This window comes from Lysinibacillus sp. NPDC056959 (assembly GCF_042674095.1).
GTDB classification, from domain to species: domain Bacteria; phylum Bacillota; class Bacilli; order Bacillales_A; family Planococcaceae; genus Lysinibacillus; species Lysinibacillus zambalensis.
Map to the genome: position 1 here is coordinate 63364 of NZ_JBHURE010000012.1, position 17023 is coordinate 80386.

12 protein-coding genes and 2 pseudogenes are annotated in these 17023 nt (G+C 36.4%); 7 read left to right on the top strand and 7 right to left on the bottom strand.

Annotation, left to right across the window (positions count from 1 at the left end; genetic code table 11):
* Window positions 1–3: 3 nt before the first annotated feature.
* Both ACFTQ7_RS14730 and ACFTQ7_RS14735 read right to left on the bottom strand, forming a co-directional pair.
* Window positions 4–390: a response regulator gene (locus tag ACFTQ7_RS14730; RefSeq protein ID WP_079560127.1), complete on the bottom strand. Its 387-nt coding sequence runs from the start codon at window positions 388–390 to the stop codon at window positions 4–6.
* A gap of 34 nt (window positions 391–424) precedes the next feature.
* Window positions 425–1135 (bottom strand): cytochrome c biogenesis CcdA family protein, encoded by a 711-nt coding sequence (locus tag ACFTQ7_RS14735; RefSeq protein ID WP_349658732.1) that lies wholly within the window; start codon window positions 1133–1135, stop codon window positions 425–427.
* A gap of 428 nt (window positions 1136–1563) precedes the next feature.
* On the opposite strand from ACFTQ7_RS14735, the gene ACFTQ7_RS14740 reads away from it, so the two are divergent.
* The 4 genes from ACFTQ7_RS14740 (at window position 1564) to ACFTQ7_RS14755 (ending at window position 5349) form a co-directional block, all read left to right on the top strand.
* On the top strand, window positions 1564–2292 hold the full coding sequence (locus ACFTQ7_RS14740) for a FadR/GntR family transcriptional regulator (protein ID WP_386829651.1): 729 nt from the start codon (window positions 1564–1566) through the stop codon (window positions 2290–2292).
* A gap of 181 nt (window positions 2293–2473) precedes the next feature.
* On the top strand, window positions 2474–3190 hold the full coding sequence (locus ACFTQ7_RS14745) for a (Fe-S)-binding protein (RefSeq protein ID WP_386829653.1): 717 nt from the start codon (window positions 2474–2476) through the stop codon (window positions 3188–3190).
* 15 nt (window positions 3191–3205) lie between these two features.
* A complete protein-coding gene (locus ACFTQ7_RS14750; protein WP_386829654.1) occupies window positions 3206–4633 on the top strand; it encodes a LutB/LldF family L-lactate oxidation iron-sulfur protein in 1428 nt (475 codons plus the stop codon).
* A complete protein-coding gene (locus ACFTQ7_RS14755; RefSeq protein ID WP_386829738.1) occupies window positions 4633–5349 on the top strand; it encodes a LutC/YkgG family protein in 717 nt (238 codons plus the stop codon). The genes ACFTQ7_RS14750 and ACFTQ7_RS14755 overlap by 1 nt, the downstream gene beginning before the upstream one ends.
* Before the next feature lie 86 nt (window positions 5350–5435).
* On the opposite strand, the gene ACFTQ7_RS14760 is transcribed toward ACFTQ7_RS14755, so the two are convergent.
* The gene (locus tag ACFTQ7_RS14760) at window positions 5436–6722 is read right to left on the bottom strand and encodes an MFS transporter (protein ID WP_386829655.1); all 1287 of its coding nucleotides are present in this window, start codon (window positions 6720–6722) and stop codon (window positions 5436–5438) included.
* A 149-nt stretch (window positions 6723–6871) separates the two neighbouring features.
* On the opposite strand from ACFTQ7_RS14760, the gene ACFTQ7_RS14765 reads away from it, so the two are divergent.
* The gene (locus tag ACFTQ7_RS14765; RefSeq protein WP_386829657.1) at window positions 6872–8122 is read left to right on the top strand and encodes a helix-turn-helix domain-containing protein; all 1251 of its coding nucleotides are present in this window, start codon (window positions 6872–6874) and stop codon (window positions 8120–8122) included.
* 43 nt (window positions 8123–8165) lie between these two features.
* Here the strand turns inward: ACFTQ7_RS14765 and ACFTQ7_RS14770 are convergent, their stop codons facing one another.
* Window positions 8166–10070, bottom strand: coding sequence for an endonuclease MutS2 (locus ACFTQ7_RS14770; RefSeq protein ID WP_386829659.1), 1905 nt, complete (start codon window positions 10068–10070; stop codon window positions 8166–8168).
* Between the two features lie 709 nt (window positions 10071–10779).
* Here ACFTQ7_RS14770 and ACFTQ7_RS14775 point away from each other — a divergent pair.
* A complete protein-coding gene (locus ACFTQ7_RS14775; protein ID WP_386829660.1) occupies window positions 10780–11682 on the top strand; it encodes a LysR family transcriptional regulator in 903 nt (300 codons plus the stop codon).
* A gap of 346 nt (window positions 11683–12028) precedes the next feature.
* On the opposite strand, the pseudogene ACFTQ7_RS14780 reads toward ACFTQ7_RS14775, so the two are convergent.
* Both ACFTQ7_RS14780 and ACFTQ7_RS14785 read right to left on the bottom strand, forming a co-directional pair.
* Window positions 12029–13250 (bottom strand): annotated as a pseudogene (locus tag ACFTQ7_RS14780) (amidohydrolase).
* Window positions 13251–13274: 24 nt separating this feature from the next.
* The gene (locus ACFTQ7_RS14785) at window positions 13275–14501 is read right to left on the bottom strand and encodes an amidohydrolase family protein (protein ID WP_386829661.1); all 1227 of its coding nucleotides are present in this window, start codon (window positions 14499–14501) and stop codon (window positions 13275–13277) included.
* Between the two features lie 1573 nt (window positions 14502–16074).
* Between ACFTQ7_RS14785 and ACFTQ7_RS14790 the strand changes: the two genes are divergently transcribed.
* Complete coding sequence (locus ACFTQ7_RS14790; protein ID WP_386829663.1) at window positions 16075–16596, top strand: GNAT family N-acetyltransferase; 522 nt, start codon at window positions 16075–16077, stop codon at window positions 16594–16596.
* Between the two features lie 268 nt (window positions 16597–16864).
* On the opposite strand, the pseudogene ACFTQ7_RS14795 reads toward ACFTQ7_RS14790, so the two are convergent.
* Window positions 16865–17002, bottom strand: a pseudogene (locus ACFTQ7_RS14795) (MarR family transcriptional regulator); the annotation flags it as partial.
* Between the last annotated feature and the right edge of the window lie 21 nt (window positions 17003–17023).

The following is a 17023-nucleotide window of genomic DNA, read 5'->3' on the forward strand; positions in this document are numbered from 1 at the left end:
TCATTAACAATTTTGTCCAAGTAATTGATCGACTACAGCTTTTAATCTTTCTGGCTCGAAAGGCTTTGTCATAAAATCCTTTGCTCCACTTTCAATTGCTTCCACAATTAACTTTTGTTGCCCTAAAGCTGTAATCATAATTATTTTTGCATCTGGAAATTCAGGAATGATTTCTTTTACCGCTGCAATACCTGTCATAACGGGCATTGTTACATCCATCGTTACAAGATCTGGTTGTAACTCACGATACATAGCCACAGCTTCCTTACCATTTGCTGCCTTACCGACCACCTCATAACCCCATTCAGTAAACATATTACTTATTGCAACACGCATAAAGAGCGTATCATCCACTACTAAAACTGTAGGCACATGTTCATCTCCCTCCACGTTAAGGTATGGTATGCCACTTTAGTTTAGCAGATTAGAAGCCTGTAAATCCACCGAAAATAGGCTCTAAAATGCGTGTTATATACGTTAATCCATCAAAGAATAACACGACACCAACGGCAATCATAATATAGCCACCGATTTTCACAATTTTTTGGCTGTGTGTACGAATCCAAGTCATCCGCGCTATAAAGAAAGATAACAAGAAGAACGGAATTGCAAAGCCTAAGAAATAAGCTAACATATAGCTAAAACCTGAACTTGGATTTGCACCAGCTAATGCAATTATCGATGCTAAAATTGGGCCAGTACACGGCGTCCAACCAGCCGCAAAGGCTATTCCGATAAATACTGATCCCAAATAACCAGATGGGCGGTTTTTAAATTGGAATTTTCGATCCTTCATTAAAAAGTCAATTTGTAGTAATCCCACAATCATTAAACCAAATACTACGATTAAGATAGCACCAACCTGACGTAATAATGTTTGATAATTAAGGAAGAACTCCGCCGCTAACGATGTCCCTAGTCCAATCATAATAAAGATAATTGAAAATCCTAGTAAAAAGAAGAGGGTATGCAAAATAGCACGTTTTTGCATCATACCTCGTTCCGCTTTTAGCTCATCTAATGTCATCCCCGTTATGTATGATAAAAATGCGGGATATAACGGTAGAGTACATGGTGAAATAAAGCTTAAAAAACCTGCACCTAAAGCTAAAAATAAGTTAATATCAGTTTCCATATTTTCTCACTCGCTCCTTACAGTTACTGCCTCCATCGTACCAAAAAACACTGTAAATTGCGCCCTTCCTGTTTGTGAACGTTTCATGGCAAAAAGGTGTTGAAAAAGTGAAGTTATATGAAGTTCTATTATACTAGTATACAAATTTATTATTCAAACTTTATTACATCAACGTGATGTAGTTCATATACTTTTGCATTATGCGCTCCCCTTATATTATCTGTCAACAATATTTATCATTTTTCCGATATTCCAAGTTATAACATTTTACGCCTATTCAAAAGGCACTAGTACAGTGCTTTCATACAGGTGCACAGCTTTATTGTAGACTGTACAAAGTCGTTACTGTTAAATAGTGAGAAAATTTCTTTTCTTCATGTATAATAAAAACAATAGAGCCATTGATAGAAATAAATGAGGTGTAGTCCTTGGAATTAAGAAAAATTAAACCGAAAAAAATATATGAGGAAGTAACCGAAATCCTCTATGAAAAAATTAGAGTTGGCGAACTAAAGCCTGGTGACCGACTTGATTCAGTAGAACAACTTGCAGAACAATTACAAGTAAGTAGATCTGCCATCCGAGAAGCTCTTTCCGCTTTAAAAGCAATGGGGCTTATTGAAATTAAACAAGGCTCAGGTACTTTTGTTAAAAGTAATCAATCCAATCAGCTCGATTTCCCATTATCAACTGCCATTTTAACAAATAAGCAAGATATCTCACATTTGTTAGAAGTACGCAAAATTATTGAAGTAGGCACAGCGGCTAGCGCAGCCATTCATCGAACAGACGAAGACCTACAGTCAATGATGCAAATTTTAGATGAAATGAAACATGCACAAGGTAATGATGAGCTAGGTGAAAAAGCAGATTTTCAATTTCACGCGGCCATTTCTGCAGCATCCCAAAATCCCCTACTTGCAACTTTATTAGACCAAGTTTCAGGTTTAATGATTGAAGCGATGAAAGAGACACGACGAATTTGGTTGTACTCAAAAAAAATAACAAGTGAAAAGTTATATGATGAACATATGCAAATTTTCCTCGCAATAAAACAGCAAAATGAAGAACATGCAAAACATGCTATGGCTTCACATTTAAGTAATGTAGAAAAAGTTTTATTGCAATATTTCGAAACAACAGAAACTAAAAAATAACCGAAGCTGCCTAGTCTTTATAATAGGCAGCTCTTTATTTTTCCGAAAATTTAAAATAAACACCTTTCATTCATCTGAAAAGTTGTAGTATTATAAAAACAACACATTTACTCATTAAGTCATCAGATGACCTGTTGATTAGTAGTTCAAGGGGTAAGAGAGACAAAAAGGAGCGGTTATTATGAAAGTTACACTTTTTGCGACTTGTTTAGTTGATATGTTTCAAGGTGATGTAGGAAAAGCTGTTGTCGAAGTTCTTGAAAGGCTTGGCTGTGATCTAGACTTCCCTGAAAATCAAATTTGCTGTGGGCAGCCTGCCTATAATAGTGGCTATGTAAAAGAATCTAAAAATGCTATGAGGAAGATGATCACAACATTTGAACATGCCGAATACGTCGTCTCCCCTTCTGGTTCTTGTGCTTATATGTTTAAGGAATACCCAGAAGTATTTAAGGGAGATCCTGTTTGGGAGCCTAAAGCGCAAGCATTGGCAAATAAAACATATGAATTTACAGAGTTTATCGTAGATGTATTAAAGGTCGAGGATGTAGGCGCACATTTAGAGGGCAAGGCTACTTATCATACTTCCTGTCATATGACACGTTTGCTCGGTGTTACAGAAGCACCGATTAAATTATTAAATCAAGTCAAAGGTTTACAGTATGTCGATCTCCCAGGTAAAGATCGATGCTGTGGATTTGGCGGTACATTTTCAGTGAAAATGGGCAATATTTCAGGAGCAATGGTCAATGAGAAAGTCCAGAATGTTGAAGAAACAGAGGCAGACATTTTAATCGGAGCTGATGCTGGTTGTTTAATCAATATCGGTGGACGAATTAATCGACAAAGTAAGCCTATTAAAGTTATGCATATTGCGGAAGTATTAAATTGCCGCTAGGAGGGGGTAAAAAAAATGTCCATGAAAACAAGTGATGACCACTTTAATCATCGAGTATCGAAAGAATTAGAAAATACTTTTATGCGCGGAGCAGTGTCAAGCGCACAGGAACGCTTTCAAACACGTCGGCTAAAACAAGCTGATGAGCTCGGACATTGGGAGGAATGGCGTTCTCACGGAGAAGAAATTCGAAAGAATGTACTTGCGAATTTAGATTACTACTTGTATCAGCTAAGTGAAAATGTCTCTAAAAGAGGTGGACATGTTTACTTTGCGCAAACAGCAAAAGAAGCGACGGACTATATTCAAAGTATCGCTAAAAAGAACAAGGCTGCTAAGATTGTGAAATCAAAATCTATGGTGACGGAGGAAATTGATTTAAACGCTGCATTAGAAGAGCTCGGTTGTGAAGTCATTGAAACAGATCTTGGAGAATACATTTTGCAAGTAGATGATCACGAGCCCCCCTCTCACATCGTTGCCCCAGCTTTGCATAAAAATAAGGAACAGATTCGTGATATTTTCAAAGAAAAACAAGGCTATGCGAAAAGTGAAAAGCCTGAAGAAATAGCTTTATATGTACGTAAAAAATTAAGGAATGAATACTTAACAGCAGATATAGGCATTACAGGTTGTAACTTTGCTATTGCAGAAAGCGGATCGATTACACTCGTGACGAATGAAGGGAATGCAGATCTAGTGACAGCCTTGCCCAAAACGCAAATTACGGTAATGGGGATGGAGAGAATTGTTCCTACATTTGAAGAGATGGAAGTGCTAGTAAGCTTATTAACAAGAAGTGCAGTTGGGCAAAAGTTAACAAGCTATATTACAACATTAACAGGGATCAAAGATAAAGGTGATACAGATGGACCAGAGGAATTCCATTTAGTCATCGTTGATAATGGGCGTTCTAATATTTTAGGCAGTGAGTTCCAGCCTATTTTACAATGTATTCGATGTGCAGCCTGTGTGAATGCTTGTCCTGTTTATCGTCATGTTGGTGGGCATTCTTATGGTTCTATCTATTCTGGGCCAGTAGGTGTCGTTCTTTCGCCATTATTAGGTGGCTATGAAGATTTTAAAGAGTTACCATATGCATCTACATTATGTGGCGCCTGCACGGATGCTTGTCCTGTTAAAATACCGTTACATCAGCTTATTCATAGACATCGTCAAGTAATTGTTGAAAACGAAGGTAAAGCTCCTGTATCAGAAAAGCTATTAATGAAGGCCTTTGGTTTAGGTGCTTCCTCCCCTACCTTATATAAAATGGCGACAAAAATGGCTTCACCAGCAATGGCCCCTTTTACTAAAGATCAAAAAATCTCAAATGGTCCAGGCCCACTAAAAGCATGGACGGAAGCAAGAGATTTTCCAGCACCAAATAAAGATAATTTCCGTGACTGGTTTAAACACCGCCAAAAAGGAGGCGATGAATGATGGCAGGTACTATTGAAAATAGAGATGTATTTTTATCAAAAATTGCAAAACAGCTTGGGCGTGTGCCAAAAATAGAAATGGAGCGACCGACATGGCAATATCAACCTCAAGATCGTGTCCTAAAAGAAGCGACAAAGGATGAGTTAGTAGAGGTTTTAGTTGAACAATGCAAAAATATTCATACGGATATTGTCCTTACAAATACAGCAAATCTTCCAGTAGACTTACAAAAAGTAGTTGAAAATTATGGAGGTCAATCTGTTATAACATGGAAAGACACGCGTTTTAAGAGCTTTGGCCTATCATCACTAATGACCGCGCAATGGCCTCAGGCAAATATTCAGCTGTACGAATGGGATTCGGAGCAACCAAAAGAAAATATTCGACAGGCTGAAAAAGCTAATATCGGCATTACGATTAGTGAAATAACATTAGCAGAATCAGGGACTGCTGTACTTTTTAGTAGTAAGGATAAAGGTAGATCTGTCAGCTTTTTACCCGAGAACTCTATTATTTTAATTCCGAAAAGTACGATTGTTCCACGGATGACACAAGCAGCCCGCTTAATTAGTGAAAAAGTCAGAACTGGCGAGCAAATTGCCTCCTGTATCAACTTTATAACAGGTCCAAGTAATTCAGCAGATATCGAAATGATTCTTATTGTTGGTGTACATGGACCCATGAAAGCTACTTATATTGTGATTGAGGATCAGTAAATCTTGTTAAATGAAGAAAACCAGGCATACTTCACATTGTGAAGAGATGCCTGGTTTTCTTCTAATGATATATGCAAAGCGATACATTAATTTGTTACACTCTCAGTTATTACCTTTTGTTCATAAAACTCTGGATGTGCTTCTTTTAAGACAGATGTTCGTAGCATAACTAGTGCTATCGTTACGATAATTGCACTTGTGACAAGTAAAATAACCGTTGCCGGGAAAGTATCGTACAAGATACCGTAAACAACCATACCGATCGGCATCATTGACATTGCCATTGTTTCCATTAATCCTAATACACGTCCGCGGTATTCTTCCGAAATTAGCTTTTGCATATAAACCATAATCGGCATGTTAATTCCCATCTCAAAAATAGCGAAAATAAAGTAGATTACAATATAAAAGATAACCATCGTTAAGTACGATAAATTCGTTATTAATGGAACAATCGCCAACCCTAAACTGCTAGCCAACAGTATTAGGCTGAATTTAGAAAAACGTAGTGGGGCCTTTACCTCTGCCCGTGTTGCAAAATAGACGGAAGCAATAAGCATACCAACTGCGCCTGAAGCTTGTATAAAACCAAAATGAGTTGCTTTTACTTTTAATAATTCAATAATAATGTAAGTCCCCCCTACAACGATGGCAGAGAAAAATAAATTAATCCATAACGAAACCCACATAATGGTTTTTACAACTCTTTGTTGCTTTATATAACGAAAGCCACTAGAAAGCCCAGCCCACACCTTTTCCTTCTCTGCCATTTTTTCTCTTGTACTATAAAGAGTAAAATTCATTGTGGCTTCTAAGCAAAACGTAATTACATAGGCCACCATATGTACAAGTAAAAATGCTTCCATGGAGAAAAATCCATACATCATTCCACCGATTACTGGTCCTCCAATTGCTGCGATGGACACTGACATTTGATTAAATGACATTGCTTTTTGTAGACGTTCTGGATCTACTAGTGTTGCGATTGAAGAAGTAAATGTTACACCCGAAAAGGCAGAGCAAATTGTATTAAAAACTGTTGCAATATAAATAGCATACACCGACAAACCGACCATTTCTGTATAAAGTAGTAACCCAGCAACGGTCAAAATTGTACCTGCTTGCGCTACTAAAATTGTGCGTTTCTTTGAATAATTATCAGCTACATAACCAGCCAGAGGCGCGACCAATGCACGAGGTAAAATGGAACAGATCATCGTTGTCGCAAAACTCATCGCCGACCCTGTAAGTGCCAAAATATATAAACCTATCCCAAATGATAAAACATGAGACCCTAACTGCGAAATCATTTTGCTGGCTGTAAATGTCCATAAATGATGCGTTGCCTTTTTATACTTTTGCGCTTCATTCATCTAAAATCCCTCCGTATTTTTAATTAGGTTAAAAAGTTTAATTTTATTAAACGAAATATAACATAGCTAGTACTTTTCACGCAAGTAAAAGTTTAATATAATTAAACAAAATGATATTACTCACTTTTAATGAAAAAGGAGGCGCGGCAATGGACTCTTTAGGCACGCGAATTCGTAAATTAAGGAAGGAACAAAAATTAACATTAGAGGCACTTGTCGGTGATCGTCTAACAAAGGGCATGTTAAGCCAAATTGAAAATGATAAGGCCAAGCCTTCGATGGAAAGTCTTGATTATATAGCGGAACGTTTAGGCGTCAAAGCAAGTGAATTACTTGAACAAGTAACCCCCTCTTCCATACGTCAACTTTTAGAGCAGGTGGAAATTTTATTTGCTGAATTAAAACTTGGTAATACAGATAATGTACAGCAAATCGTAGAGATGATTAAGCCTTATATAGAAGATCTTTCGCTTAGTTATGAGGCAGGGCGTTTACTGTATATATATGCAGCAGCACAACATCATGCGAGATTAACGACATGGGCATCACCGCTTCAACAAGCACGCATTATGTTTAAAGAAATTAATTTACTAAGCCATTGGTTTGAAACCTATATATTAGAGTTGGGCATATTATCGGAAGAAAGAAACTACAAAATGGGTTATTCTTGTATTTTGCAGGCAAAAGAAGAGGCTGAGCAGGAAAATTACCAATTAGATTCGCGAGATACTGTGAAAATGGCGTATTATATTAGCGTTTTTCAGTTAGCAATTGGTGAATATGAAGAAGGAAAACAGCTCATTTATGAGACCATTACCGATGCACATAAAAATCAATTTTACTCTTATATAGATGATATGTATCGTATTGGGGCGTTTTGTGCCATGATTGACCATGATTTCGAGCAAGTAGAGCATATGTTGAAGAAGCTTGAACAGTATCGGATTTTTGCCGAACAAGTGAGTGTCGACGCTTTTATCTTTGGATTACGTGCACATTACTATAACAGTTACACTCACGATTATAAGCAGGCACTAGAGGAAATAGAACGTTTTGGAATACTTATGCATGAGGGCTCAATAAAACTAGATAAAAACTTTTACTATTCAGAAAAAGGGAAATCCTTGTATTTGCTGGGGCAATATGAAGAAGCTAAGGAAGCATTTGAACATTTCACAAATGTTCCCCCATTCATCTTACATCCATTTGACATATTAAGCTTAAATGAGTGCTTTTCTTATAAAGCGCTTTGCTATGCACATTTCGGAGAATTAACAACTGCCTACGAAATCGCCAAAATGGCTTATACGGATTCTCAAGATTTAATCGATCTACCTTATAAACAAAAAATTGAAGAAACTTATTTTTCAATTAAAGCACAAATAAATTCGGTTCAATAAATATTTAGGGATTACACTTTTATATATGTGCAATCCCTATTTTTTAGCTCAATTTATCATTTCTAATTTCCTTCTGTATTTTGCGAAGGGCTTTTTTCGAACCGCGCTCTATATCATGCTGAAGCTTTCGATCTTTATAGTCCACAAACAATGTCTCTACATCGTATCCTTCTGGGTATAATTCTGTTGCTGGTAGTTCTAATGCCAAGCGTTTAACATTTACTTTTATGAATTCTCCTTCATAGAACACGGCAACATTAAAGAAATTATCCATTTCTTCATAAACGATTCCAACGTCATCATGATCTAACAGCTTTACTCGATCTCCCTTTTTAAATTCATACTTTCCTGTTGTCCTCACATTTTCAATCTTTGGCTTCCGTATTTTACTGTCACTTACGCGTTTTAAATGATAATCCTTACTGTCAATATAGCCTTTAGCTCTTTGTAATACTGTTTCACGTATATTCATTTTCTTAGAAATCCATAGAGCATTACTCTCTCCAGATGTTCCGATCATTAATTTATACAACGGTTCCAATGTTTCACTATTAAAACGCATAGCCGCATTCATAAAATCACTATGCATTTCAGAGAAACGCTTAATTTCTCCATAATGAGTAGTTGCCACTGTAATACAGCCCATATGATAGAACTCCTCCAAGATGGAAATGGCCAGCGCTGCTCCTTCATTTGGTTCCGTACCGCTACCTATTTCATCAAACAGCAAAAGAGTATTATTATTGGATGCCCTCATAAAATCCGAAAGGTTTTTCATATGGGATGAAAACGTACTAAGTGCATTTTCAATACTTTGATTATCACCAATGTCTACAAAAATATGATCGAATATAGCTATTTCAGTCCCTTTATCCGCAACAATATGGAAGCCTGACATTGTAGCCAATGTTAATAAGCCAATGGTTTTTAGGACAACTGTTTTTCCGCCAGCATTCGGCCCTGTAATGATTAGGCTACGATAGTCTTTACCAATTTCGAAATGAAGTGGCACCGCCTCACCTGTTAACAGTGGATGCTTACAATTGACAAGCTTTATATAGCCAACATCGTTTAAGCTCGGCTCTACACCTCCAATATGCTTGCTAAACTTGGCTTTAGCAAACACCATATCATATTGGCTAATTAACTCCATGTTGATGTTGATTTCACGGATATGTTCCATCAGGAGCCCCGATAATGTCGCCAAAATCTGATATTCCTCCACCGCTTCCTCTGCCTTCAAAGTGGCCAATTCCACATTTAATTTAGCGACAGCACTTGGCTCCATAAAGACCGTAGCACCTTTTGATGAAATCTCTACTACCGTCCCTTGCACATGGTTTTTATAAGAAGCCTTAATAGGAATCGTGTATCGATCATCCTTCTTACTTATAAAAAATTCCTGGATATATGTTTTATTTGCACTGCTATTCAAAAATTTAGTTAAACGGTCTTTAATTTTTTCCTCTGTTGTTTCGATATGATTTCGGATACGCTTTAATTCTCTACTAGCAGCTGAATCGACACGATTTGCTTTAATCGCAAAATTTATCTCCTCTTCCACACTTTTAAATTCAGACATCGAATTAGCATAGGATGCAAGTACGGGTGCAAAAAACTCCTTTTCCAGCATAAATTTTTTAATTTTTCTACAGCCTCTTAAAAAATCTGAGATGCTAACTAATTCACTTGGGTCTAAAATGATCCCCTTTTCAAGCATTTGAATAGTATTGTCAATATTGGATACCCCTAAAAACGGGACATGACCTTCCGCATCTAAAATTGCTCGTGCCTCAGTCGTTTCATTCAAACGATTTTTAACAACTGTCAAATTTGGGCTCGGCGTTAATTTATCTAATAATTGTTTACCTAATCCACTGACACAGTATGATTTAACGACATCCTTCAATTCATTGTATTGTAACTTCTCAAATGTAGTATGATTCATTGTTAATGTCTCCTCACTATGATTTTCTAGAATCATTCATGAAGATACCTACTCATTAGATAGCAATGATTTATATATTCAGTTAAAAAGACAAAAAAAGCTGCGGGAGAACCCACAGCTTTTACATTACAAGGCATGTGTAAAAAGCATCATGAAAAAGACTTCATCTACATGAAGTTTAGTCAGTGCATTACACGCTTTATAAAGTATTGTAGGTATCTTCATAGGTATCGAAATAAATCCACGACTAAATAAAGGGCGATATACTGACATAAATCCCCTGTCGTCATTAAATTTATTTCATTAAGTTATTCCTATTTGAAACCTACCGCACTCATCAAAAGCACCTCTCATTAATTATCATTGTTATCTAATTTGTCATCATCTTACTATATGCTGGTAAAAAAGTAAAGGTACTTATGTTTAATGTGATTTATTTTAAAAAGACAACCCTCTTTATCATTTTGTTTAACAGTAATTGGATATATATTGCAAACAACTCTTTTCCCTTTACAAGATATTAATTCTATAAGTATTACGATGATCGATCAACAATGAGACCATTGCTTAATATGCATCACGGTTTAAAGCTCTTTTGGAAAATTTCTTTTCATCTAAAATTATGATATTTTAGAATATAGTATATAAAAAACATTAATAAAATTAATATTACTTAAGTTTTTCATATGAGAAGGTGGTTTTTTCATATATGGATATTAGACAGCTGCGATATTTCATAGCAATTGTAGAAGAAAGAAAAATTTCTGCTGCCGCTGAAAGGCTTCATATCTCCCAGCCTCCCCTAAGCCAGCAACTGAAAACAATGGAAAATGAATTAGGAACGAAATCAATAGAGAGAACTGGGAAATTTTTAGAAATTACGGAAGCCGGAAGGGCCTTATATAAGTACGCGCTACAAATGACTCAGTTAATGGAAGAAGCCAGACTGGAGGTAAAAGAAGTCGGAAACGGGGAAAGTGGAAGACTAACGATAGGTATCAATACTTTTTCGGTAACCGGATTACAAGACTTACTTCACCAATTTCACAAAAAATATCCTAAGGTTACATATACAATTCAACAAAATGAGTCATCTCATCTTTGTCAATTAGTGAGAAACAGGATTGTAGAGCTGGCGATTATTCGATTACCCCTCGAGTTAGATGATTTTTCAGCAATTCATCTTTATACAGAACCTTTTTACTTTATTACTTCAAATAAAAAGCAGCCTTTTAATCATCAGATTATGCTTGCTGACATTCAAAACTACCCGCTGATATTACCGAGTACAGAAGGATTAGGAGTGCATTATATGATTTTGGAAGCATTTGCGAAAGCTCAACTACATCCGAATATTATTGCCGAGTGCTCTGATATCTCCCTATTATTAGATTTAGTTGCTTGTAACTTTGGGGAGGCTATTGTTCCGGAAACCGTCATTAAACAATACAAAAACTACAATATCAAAGCTTTCAAAATTACAGATACAGAGCTTTCTGCATCCACGGGCTTAATATGGCTGAAGGAACATCATCTATCAAAAACCGCTCAAAACTTTACAAAACTGTTAACGAGGCACCATCAGCAAAACACGGATTTACAGGGTCAATGATATTCTAACATTCAAAATCCCAATCTCTCATAAGTCATAATTGAGAAATTGGGATTTATTTATTCAACTATATAGCCCTTTCATGTGAAAGAACACAGATCCATCCTCTGAAAATGCGCCCGATTATAGTAGAATTAAAAGATTGACCTCAATCTTTAATACTGAATCACATTTTTCCGATGCTATATTTGTTACCAAAATCTCAATAAAAACAATCACACTATTTATCATTAAATAATAGCCCATTTGCATGCCATAAAACATTGCAAAAGCACGTAAAAGGGAGACCACTAACAAACTACACATTTAGCAGGTCCTCTAGAAGAAGTCCCAAAGATTTTCTTCCCTATATTTCTCCTGCAACTACATTACCTTTAAACATCGTAGCAGTTCTATTGGATCTTCTAGCAATAGCCTCTGCAGAGCAAGAGGCTTCAACAAAGACAATGTTTGCTTCGTCTCCGACTCTTGGCCAAATCTGATTGCCTTCATTGTTCAACGTAGTTTTCCCGTCTGTTATAAATCCAAGTGTTTGTGACAATGAACGTTCATCAGCCCACCCTAAAATTTCTGCTAAACGACTAACACGTTCCAAAATGTCTCCGTTTCCAAATGGGGACCAGACATCGAAAATATTATCGCATCCAACAGAAACATGGACTCCTTTCTTGTGCAATAAGCCTATAGGCTGGAATTTTCTTCCAATTAGTACACTAGTAATGATAGAAATACCTGCATCAGCCAAAATTTCTGCCATTTCTTCTGCATGTGCCTTTGAGATTTCCCCAAGTCCAAATGCATGACTGATTGCTACTTTACCTTGCAAACCTGCTCCTTTCGTTAATGCTGCCAATCTTTTCATAGTATAGACACCAAGGTGATCCGGATCATGTAAATGTAGGTCGATTCCCGCACCCCCTTCAATAGCAAGGTCAACCATATCATGTAATGATTTTTCGATATTACCATCAACTGTAGCTGGATCGACTCCTCCTACCAACGTTGCTCCCTGACGTAGACTTTCCCTTACTAAATCATGTGCCTTTGTACGTAACAAACCGTGTTGCGGAAAGGCAACAATTTCATATGATAATTTACCTTCAAATGTTTGTAATGCTTTTTGGACCTCTTCTAAATTTTTTAATCCAACCTCTGGATAAATGTCCACATGAGTGCGAACATGTGTTACCCCAGCGTTCAAGTATATATCCAGTAATTTTTCTGCCCGTTCTTGCGTGGTTGTTTTTAGAGAAGAGAGTATTTTTTTCTCGATTTCGAGTCGTTCATAAATATGATTAACTGGCGTTACTGCGCGCCATTCATCACCAAGCAATGTTTTATCTAAATGACAATGTTTTTCGGAAAAGGATGGTAGAAGTAACAACTGTTTTACATCCTTTTGTGGGAAATCGTCTGAAATTGTTTCACTAGCAGAGATAATTTTTGCGATTTTCCCATCCTGGATTAACAGGTGGCCGGCAATCTGTCTTAGTGCCAGTTACCATATCGCTTTCTATTTGGTATTTACTCTCTACTAGGGCGTTTGTTAGCCAAAATGTTTTATCCATATTATCTACCCTTTCTTATGTGAATCATGAAAGTTTGTCTGTAACAAAATTTCCTTTAAACACTACAGCCTTTCTGGTTGCTCTCCTTGCAACTGCTTCAGCTGAACAACTTGCATCAACTAAAACGAAATCAGCATTGTCACCGACTTTTGGCCAAGCACGTTCTCCTTCTTTATTTAACGGGGTTATGCCACCGGTAATATACCGAAGCGTTTGTCCTAGTGAACGTTCATCGCTTAAACCGAAGCGCTCTGCCAATGTTCCTGCCTTTTCCAAGCTGTCTCCTTTTCCAAAGGGAGACCAGTGATCCATAACGCTGTCAACGCCAAGAGACACATTGACACCTTTCTCTTGAAGTAATGGGATTGGTATTGTATGACCAATTGGAACGGAAGATGCAATTGAAATTCCTTGTTTGGCTAGTAGTTCAGCTACTTCGTTTACTTCCGCACGTGATATATCGGCAAATGCCAATGCATGACTAATTGTGACTCTACCTTGCCATCCAGCTTCTTGTGTTAGAGCTGCAAGCCGTTTAAAGGTAAAGATACCTAGATGACCACCATCATGTAAATGTAAATCAATATCTGCATTTGCTTCAACAGCAAGCTCCATTACAGTTTGCAACGATTTTTCAAGATCTTCGTCAATGGTTGCTGGGTCGACACCACCTACAAGAGAAGCCCCATTGCGCAGGGCTTCTCTAACAAGTTGAACGGAGTCACTACGCAATAATCCATGTTGTGGGAAAGCAACGATTTCAACTGTAGCTTTTTCTTTATAAGCTTCCACAGCTCGTACAGTTGCCTCAAGATTTTTTAAGCCAATGACTGGGTCGACATTACAATGTGCACGAATATGAGTTGAGCCTTTACTAGTTAGCAAGTTCAGTAACTTTTCAGCCCTTTCTGTGGCAACAGGAAGTAGTTTTGGAAGCAACAGTTCTTCCTCCTCCAGACGAGTGAAAATTCCCTTCGTCGGAATGGAGGGTGCTTTCCATGGTCCGCCATAGTAGGTTTTGTCAAGATGTACATGCATATCTCTAAAGGAAGGCAACATCAAATAGTTTTTTGCGTCCTTCACAGGGAAATTTGTTTCTAAGGGCTTGTCCACCGAAACAATATCTGTTATTTTTCCTGCTGTAACTTGAACGTGAAAGCTTTCCGTTTCAGTTCCTGTAACTGTACCATCTAGATAATGATAGTCGGTCTCCAATTGAACATTCTTTAGCCAATATGTTTTATCTGTCAATTACTTTTCCCCCTCGTTTGTTACTGTGCGTTTATTTATTTAATTCATTCCAGTGTTGGTATTCTTTGATGTCGTCTTTATGTTGATGCTGTTCCCTCTTTTGTTGATAATGTTATCATTGTATAAAATATATTAAAAATATTAAAAAAATTACTTTTCGTTAGGTTTTTGATATATCGGAAGATAAAAATCACAATCATATGCGTTTTGGTGAGACCTTTCGGCAGTTTTTGGGAAGTATTTTATACGATATTCATATCAATTTGTCTTATCTGTTCGGGGCATGCATGCTACATGTTAGCAGCTTCATATCGTTAAGAAGTAAAAATGGAGCAATTAATCCAAGAACATAAGGTTTTGGTTGTCACTAAGTGAGAGGTTATTATCTAATGGTTCCTTTTTTTGAAAAAGTTAAACGGTTCTAAGCTTAAAGTATTAAATTGAAAAATTAATACTTTGGTAATGTTTTTTTTGGGGGTTAAGTTCTGTCTGGTACACTCAATTTACATCGGCGAAATCAAAAATAATTATTGAATTAGAAGATGGAAAAATGATTTAGAAAGCAAAAATATCAACACCTTTACTCGGATTGACAGTAGCATTATCAGTGCAGTACAAGTGACAACGCAAATGAACCAAAGAAAGAAACAAAATAGTCATCTGTATCAAGATGACTATGAGGAAGTTCCATTAATCGATCCTGCCCTATAGTTGAAGATTTCAAAATATAAAAAGTGACGACGCATACATACGTTTAGACTGAAGTAAACTATATTATAAAAACACAAATGATTTTTTTGTGCTTTATTAAGTTTTATTTGACTCTTCAATTGGAGTTGGATAATTACAGGATAAGGTACGAATTAATAAAAAAAGAAGGAGAGATACGATGTTCGATCAAGTTGCGTATTTTATTTTTCAAGCCCTAGTAATTCTAACGGTTTTGGTTGTTATGATTGGACTCCCTCTTGGGGATACACTGTTAAGAAAAAAATAAGACTGCATCTAGTTAATTATTATAGGTAATATATTATCTGCATAATTTTATTCATTTAAGTCGATAGTGCAACAGTGTTCCAAATACCACTAAAGCACTGCTAGGCCTTACTTTTGAAGAAAGTGCATAAAGACATGTATAAATAAGGTTCACAAAGAAAGCCACGAAACGTTGATGGTACAACATTCGTGGCTTTTGTGGCGTGTCCAAACTTTCATTTCTTTTGCTACGAAATACAATTCTTTACTTTCATTGTTCATATTTAGCTCGCCCTCATAATTTTTGGTAAAGAGTATAATTTGTACACTGTATACTTGGTCTCCGTTAGGATAAAAGGCGAACCCTTTTTCGCCATGATCATTCGCAATAAACTCCTATAATTTGTAAGAAGATATGATACAATTAAATTTACAAAATTAAACAAACGGGCCATTTTGCGGAGCAAGAATTAGAAATTACAAAAAAGAGTTAGCATTGGTGAATACTTTGTATACCCTATTTTAAGAATTATGGAAATGATATTAGGAATGTTTTAGGATGTGTGAAAATAGCTTTTCATAGGAGAGGAGATAAAAAATGATTGAATTACGAAAAATAACCGGGGATAACATAGATGAAGTAATAGCACTTGAAGTGGGAGAAAACCAGAAAGATTTTATACAAACTACTAACCTCAGAAGCTTTGGAGACGCTCATATGTTGAACGCAGACGGGATACCAGCGACTCCCATTGCCATTTATGCCGATGGAGTTGCGGTTGGATTTTTGATGTATATTTATGATACGTTGGATCATGAATCATTTGAAAATGAAGTTTTTTACGGGAAGAAGAGCTATTTTATTTGGCATATTATGATTGATATGAGTTACCAAGGGAAAGGATATGGCAAACTTGCTTTTGAAAAAATGTTGATGGATATTGAAACTATGCCAAATGGAGAAGCAGAAAATGTAACCCTCTTTTATCGAACAAGTAATGTCATAGCTAAAACATTATACGCTTCATTTGGTTTCGTAGATACAGGAATCATTCAGGATAATTCGATGCTGGCGATTAAATATCTAGATGGGAAAATAACAGAATACTTAGTAGAATAGGATCTCTCGGAAAGAAATGTAAGCTATCAACGTCTCGACCCATAATAACACAAATATCCAGAAGAAAAAAACGATTTTGTTAACTCTGTCTTAGCACAAATATACTTTCTAATCGGGCTCGATTGTTTTAGAATTACAAGATCGTTGTAAATCCGCATAAATCTGACGCTCCCTCAACATAATGTCCAGTTTTATCTGTAGGCATCTCCTTTTAATAAAGATATAAAAACTTATGTGTAAGTTTTCGACAATTGAACAATTGATCTCCTTATTCTTCATAACTTTTTTGATCTGTTTCTTCCCAAAGTTCAAGATCTGCACCACGTTCAATTAAATCAATAGCATTGTTACATACTTGTTCTTGAAGACATTTTCTCTCTAGTTGTATTGCTGCTAAACCGATATATTACAAAAGACATAAAAATCC

What these genes read in the sequence shown, in the direction of transcription:
- ACFTQ7_RS14735 (WP_349658732.1), bottom strand. Translation starts at nt 1,135, where the DNA reads ATGGAAACTGATATTAACTTATTTTTAGCTTTAGGTGCAGGTTTTTTA.
- ACFTQ7_RS14745 (WP_386829653.1), top strand. Translation starts at nt 2,474, where the DNA reads ATGAAAGTTACACTTTTTGCGACTTGTTTAGTTGATATGTTTCAAGGT.
- ACFTQ7_RS14750 (WP_386829654.1), top strand. Translation starts at nt 3,206, where the DNA reads ATGTCCATGAAAACAAGTGATGACCACTTTAATCATCGAGTATCGAAA.
- ACFTQ7_RS14755 (WP_386829738.1), top strand. Translation starts at nt 4,633, where the DNA reads ATGGCAGGTACTATTGAAAATAGAGATGTATTTTTATCAAAAATTGCA.
- ACFTQ7_RS14760 (WP_386829655.1), bottom strand. Translation starts at nt 6,722, where the DNA reads ATGAATGAAGCGCAAAAGTATAAAAAGGCAACGCATCATTTATGGACA.
- ACFTQ7_RS14765 (WP_386829657.1), top strand. Translation starts at nt 6,872, where the DNA reads ATGGACTCTTTAGGCACGCGAATTCGTAAATTAAGGAAGGAACAAAAA.
- ACFTQ7_RS14770 (WP_386829659.1), bottom strand. Translation starts at nt 10,070, where the DNA reads ATGAATCATACTACATTTGAGAAGTTACAATACAATGAATTGAAGGAT.
- ACFTQ7_RS14775 (WP_386829660.1), top strand. Translation starts at nt 10,780, where the DNA reads ATGGATATTAGACAGCTGCGATATTTCATAGCAATTGTAGAAGAAAGA.
- ACFTQ7_RS14790 (WP_386829663.1), top strand. Translation starts at nt 16,075, where the DNA reads ATGATTGAATTACGAAAAATAACCGGGGATAACATAGATGAAGTAATA.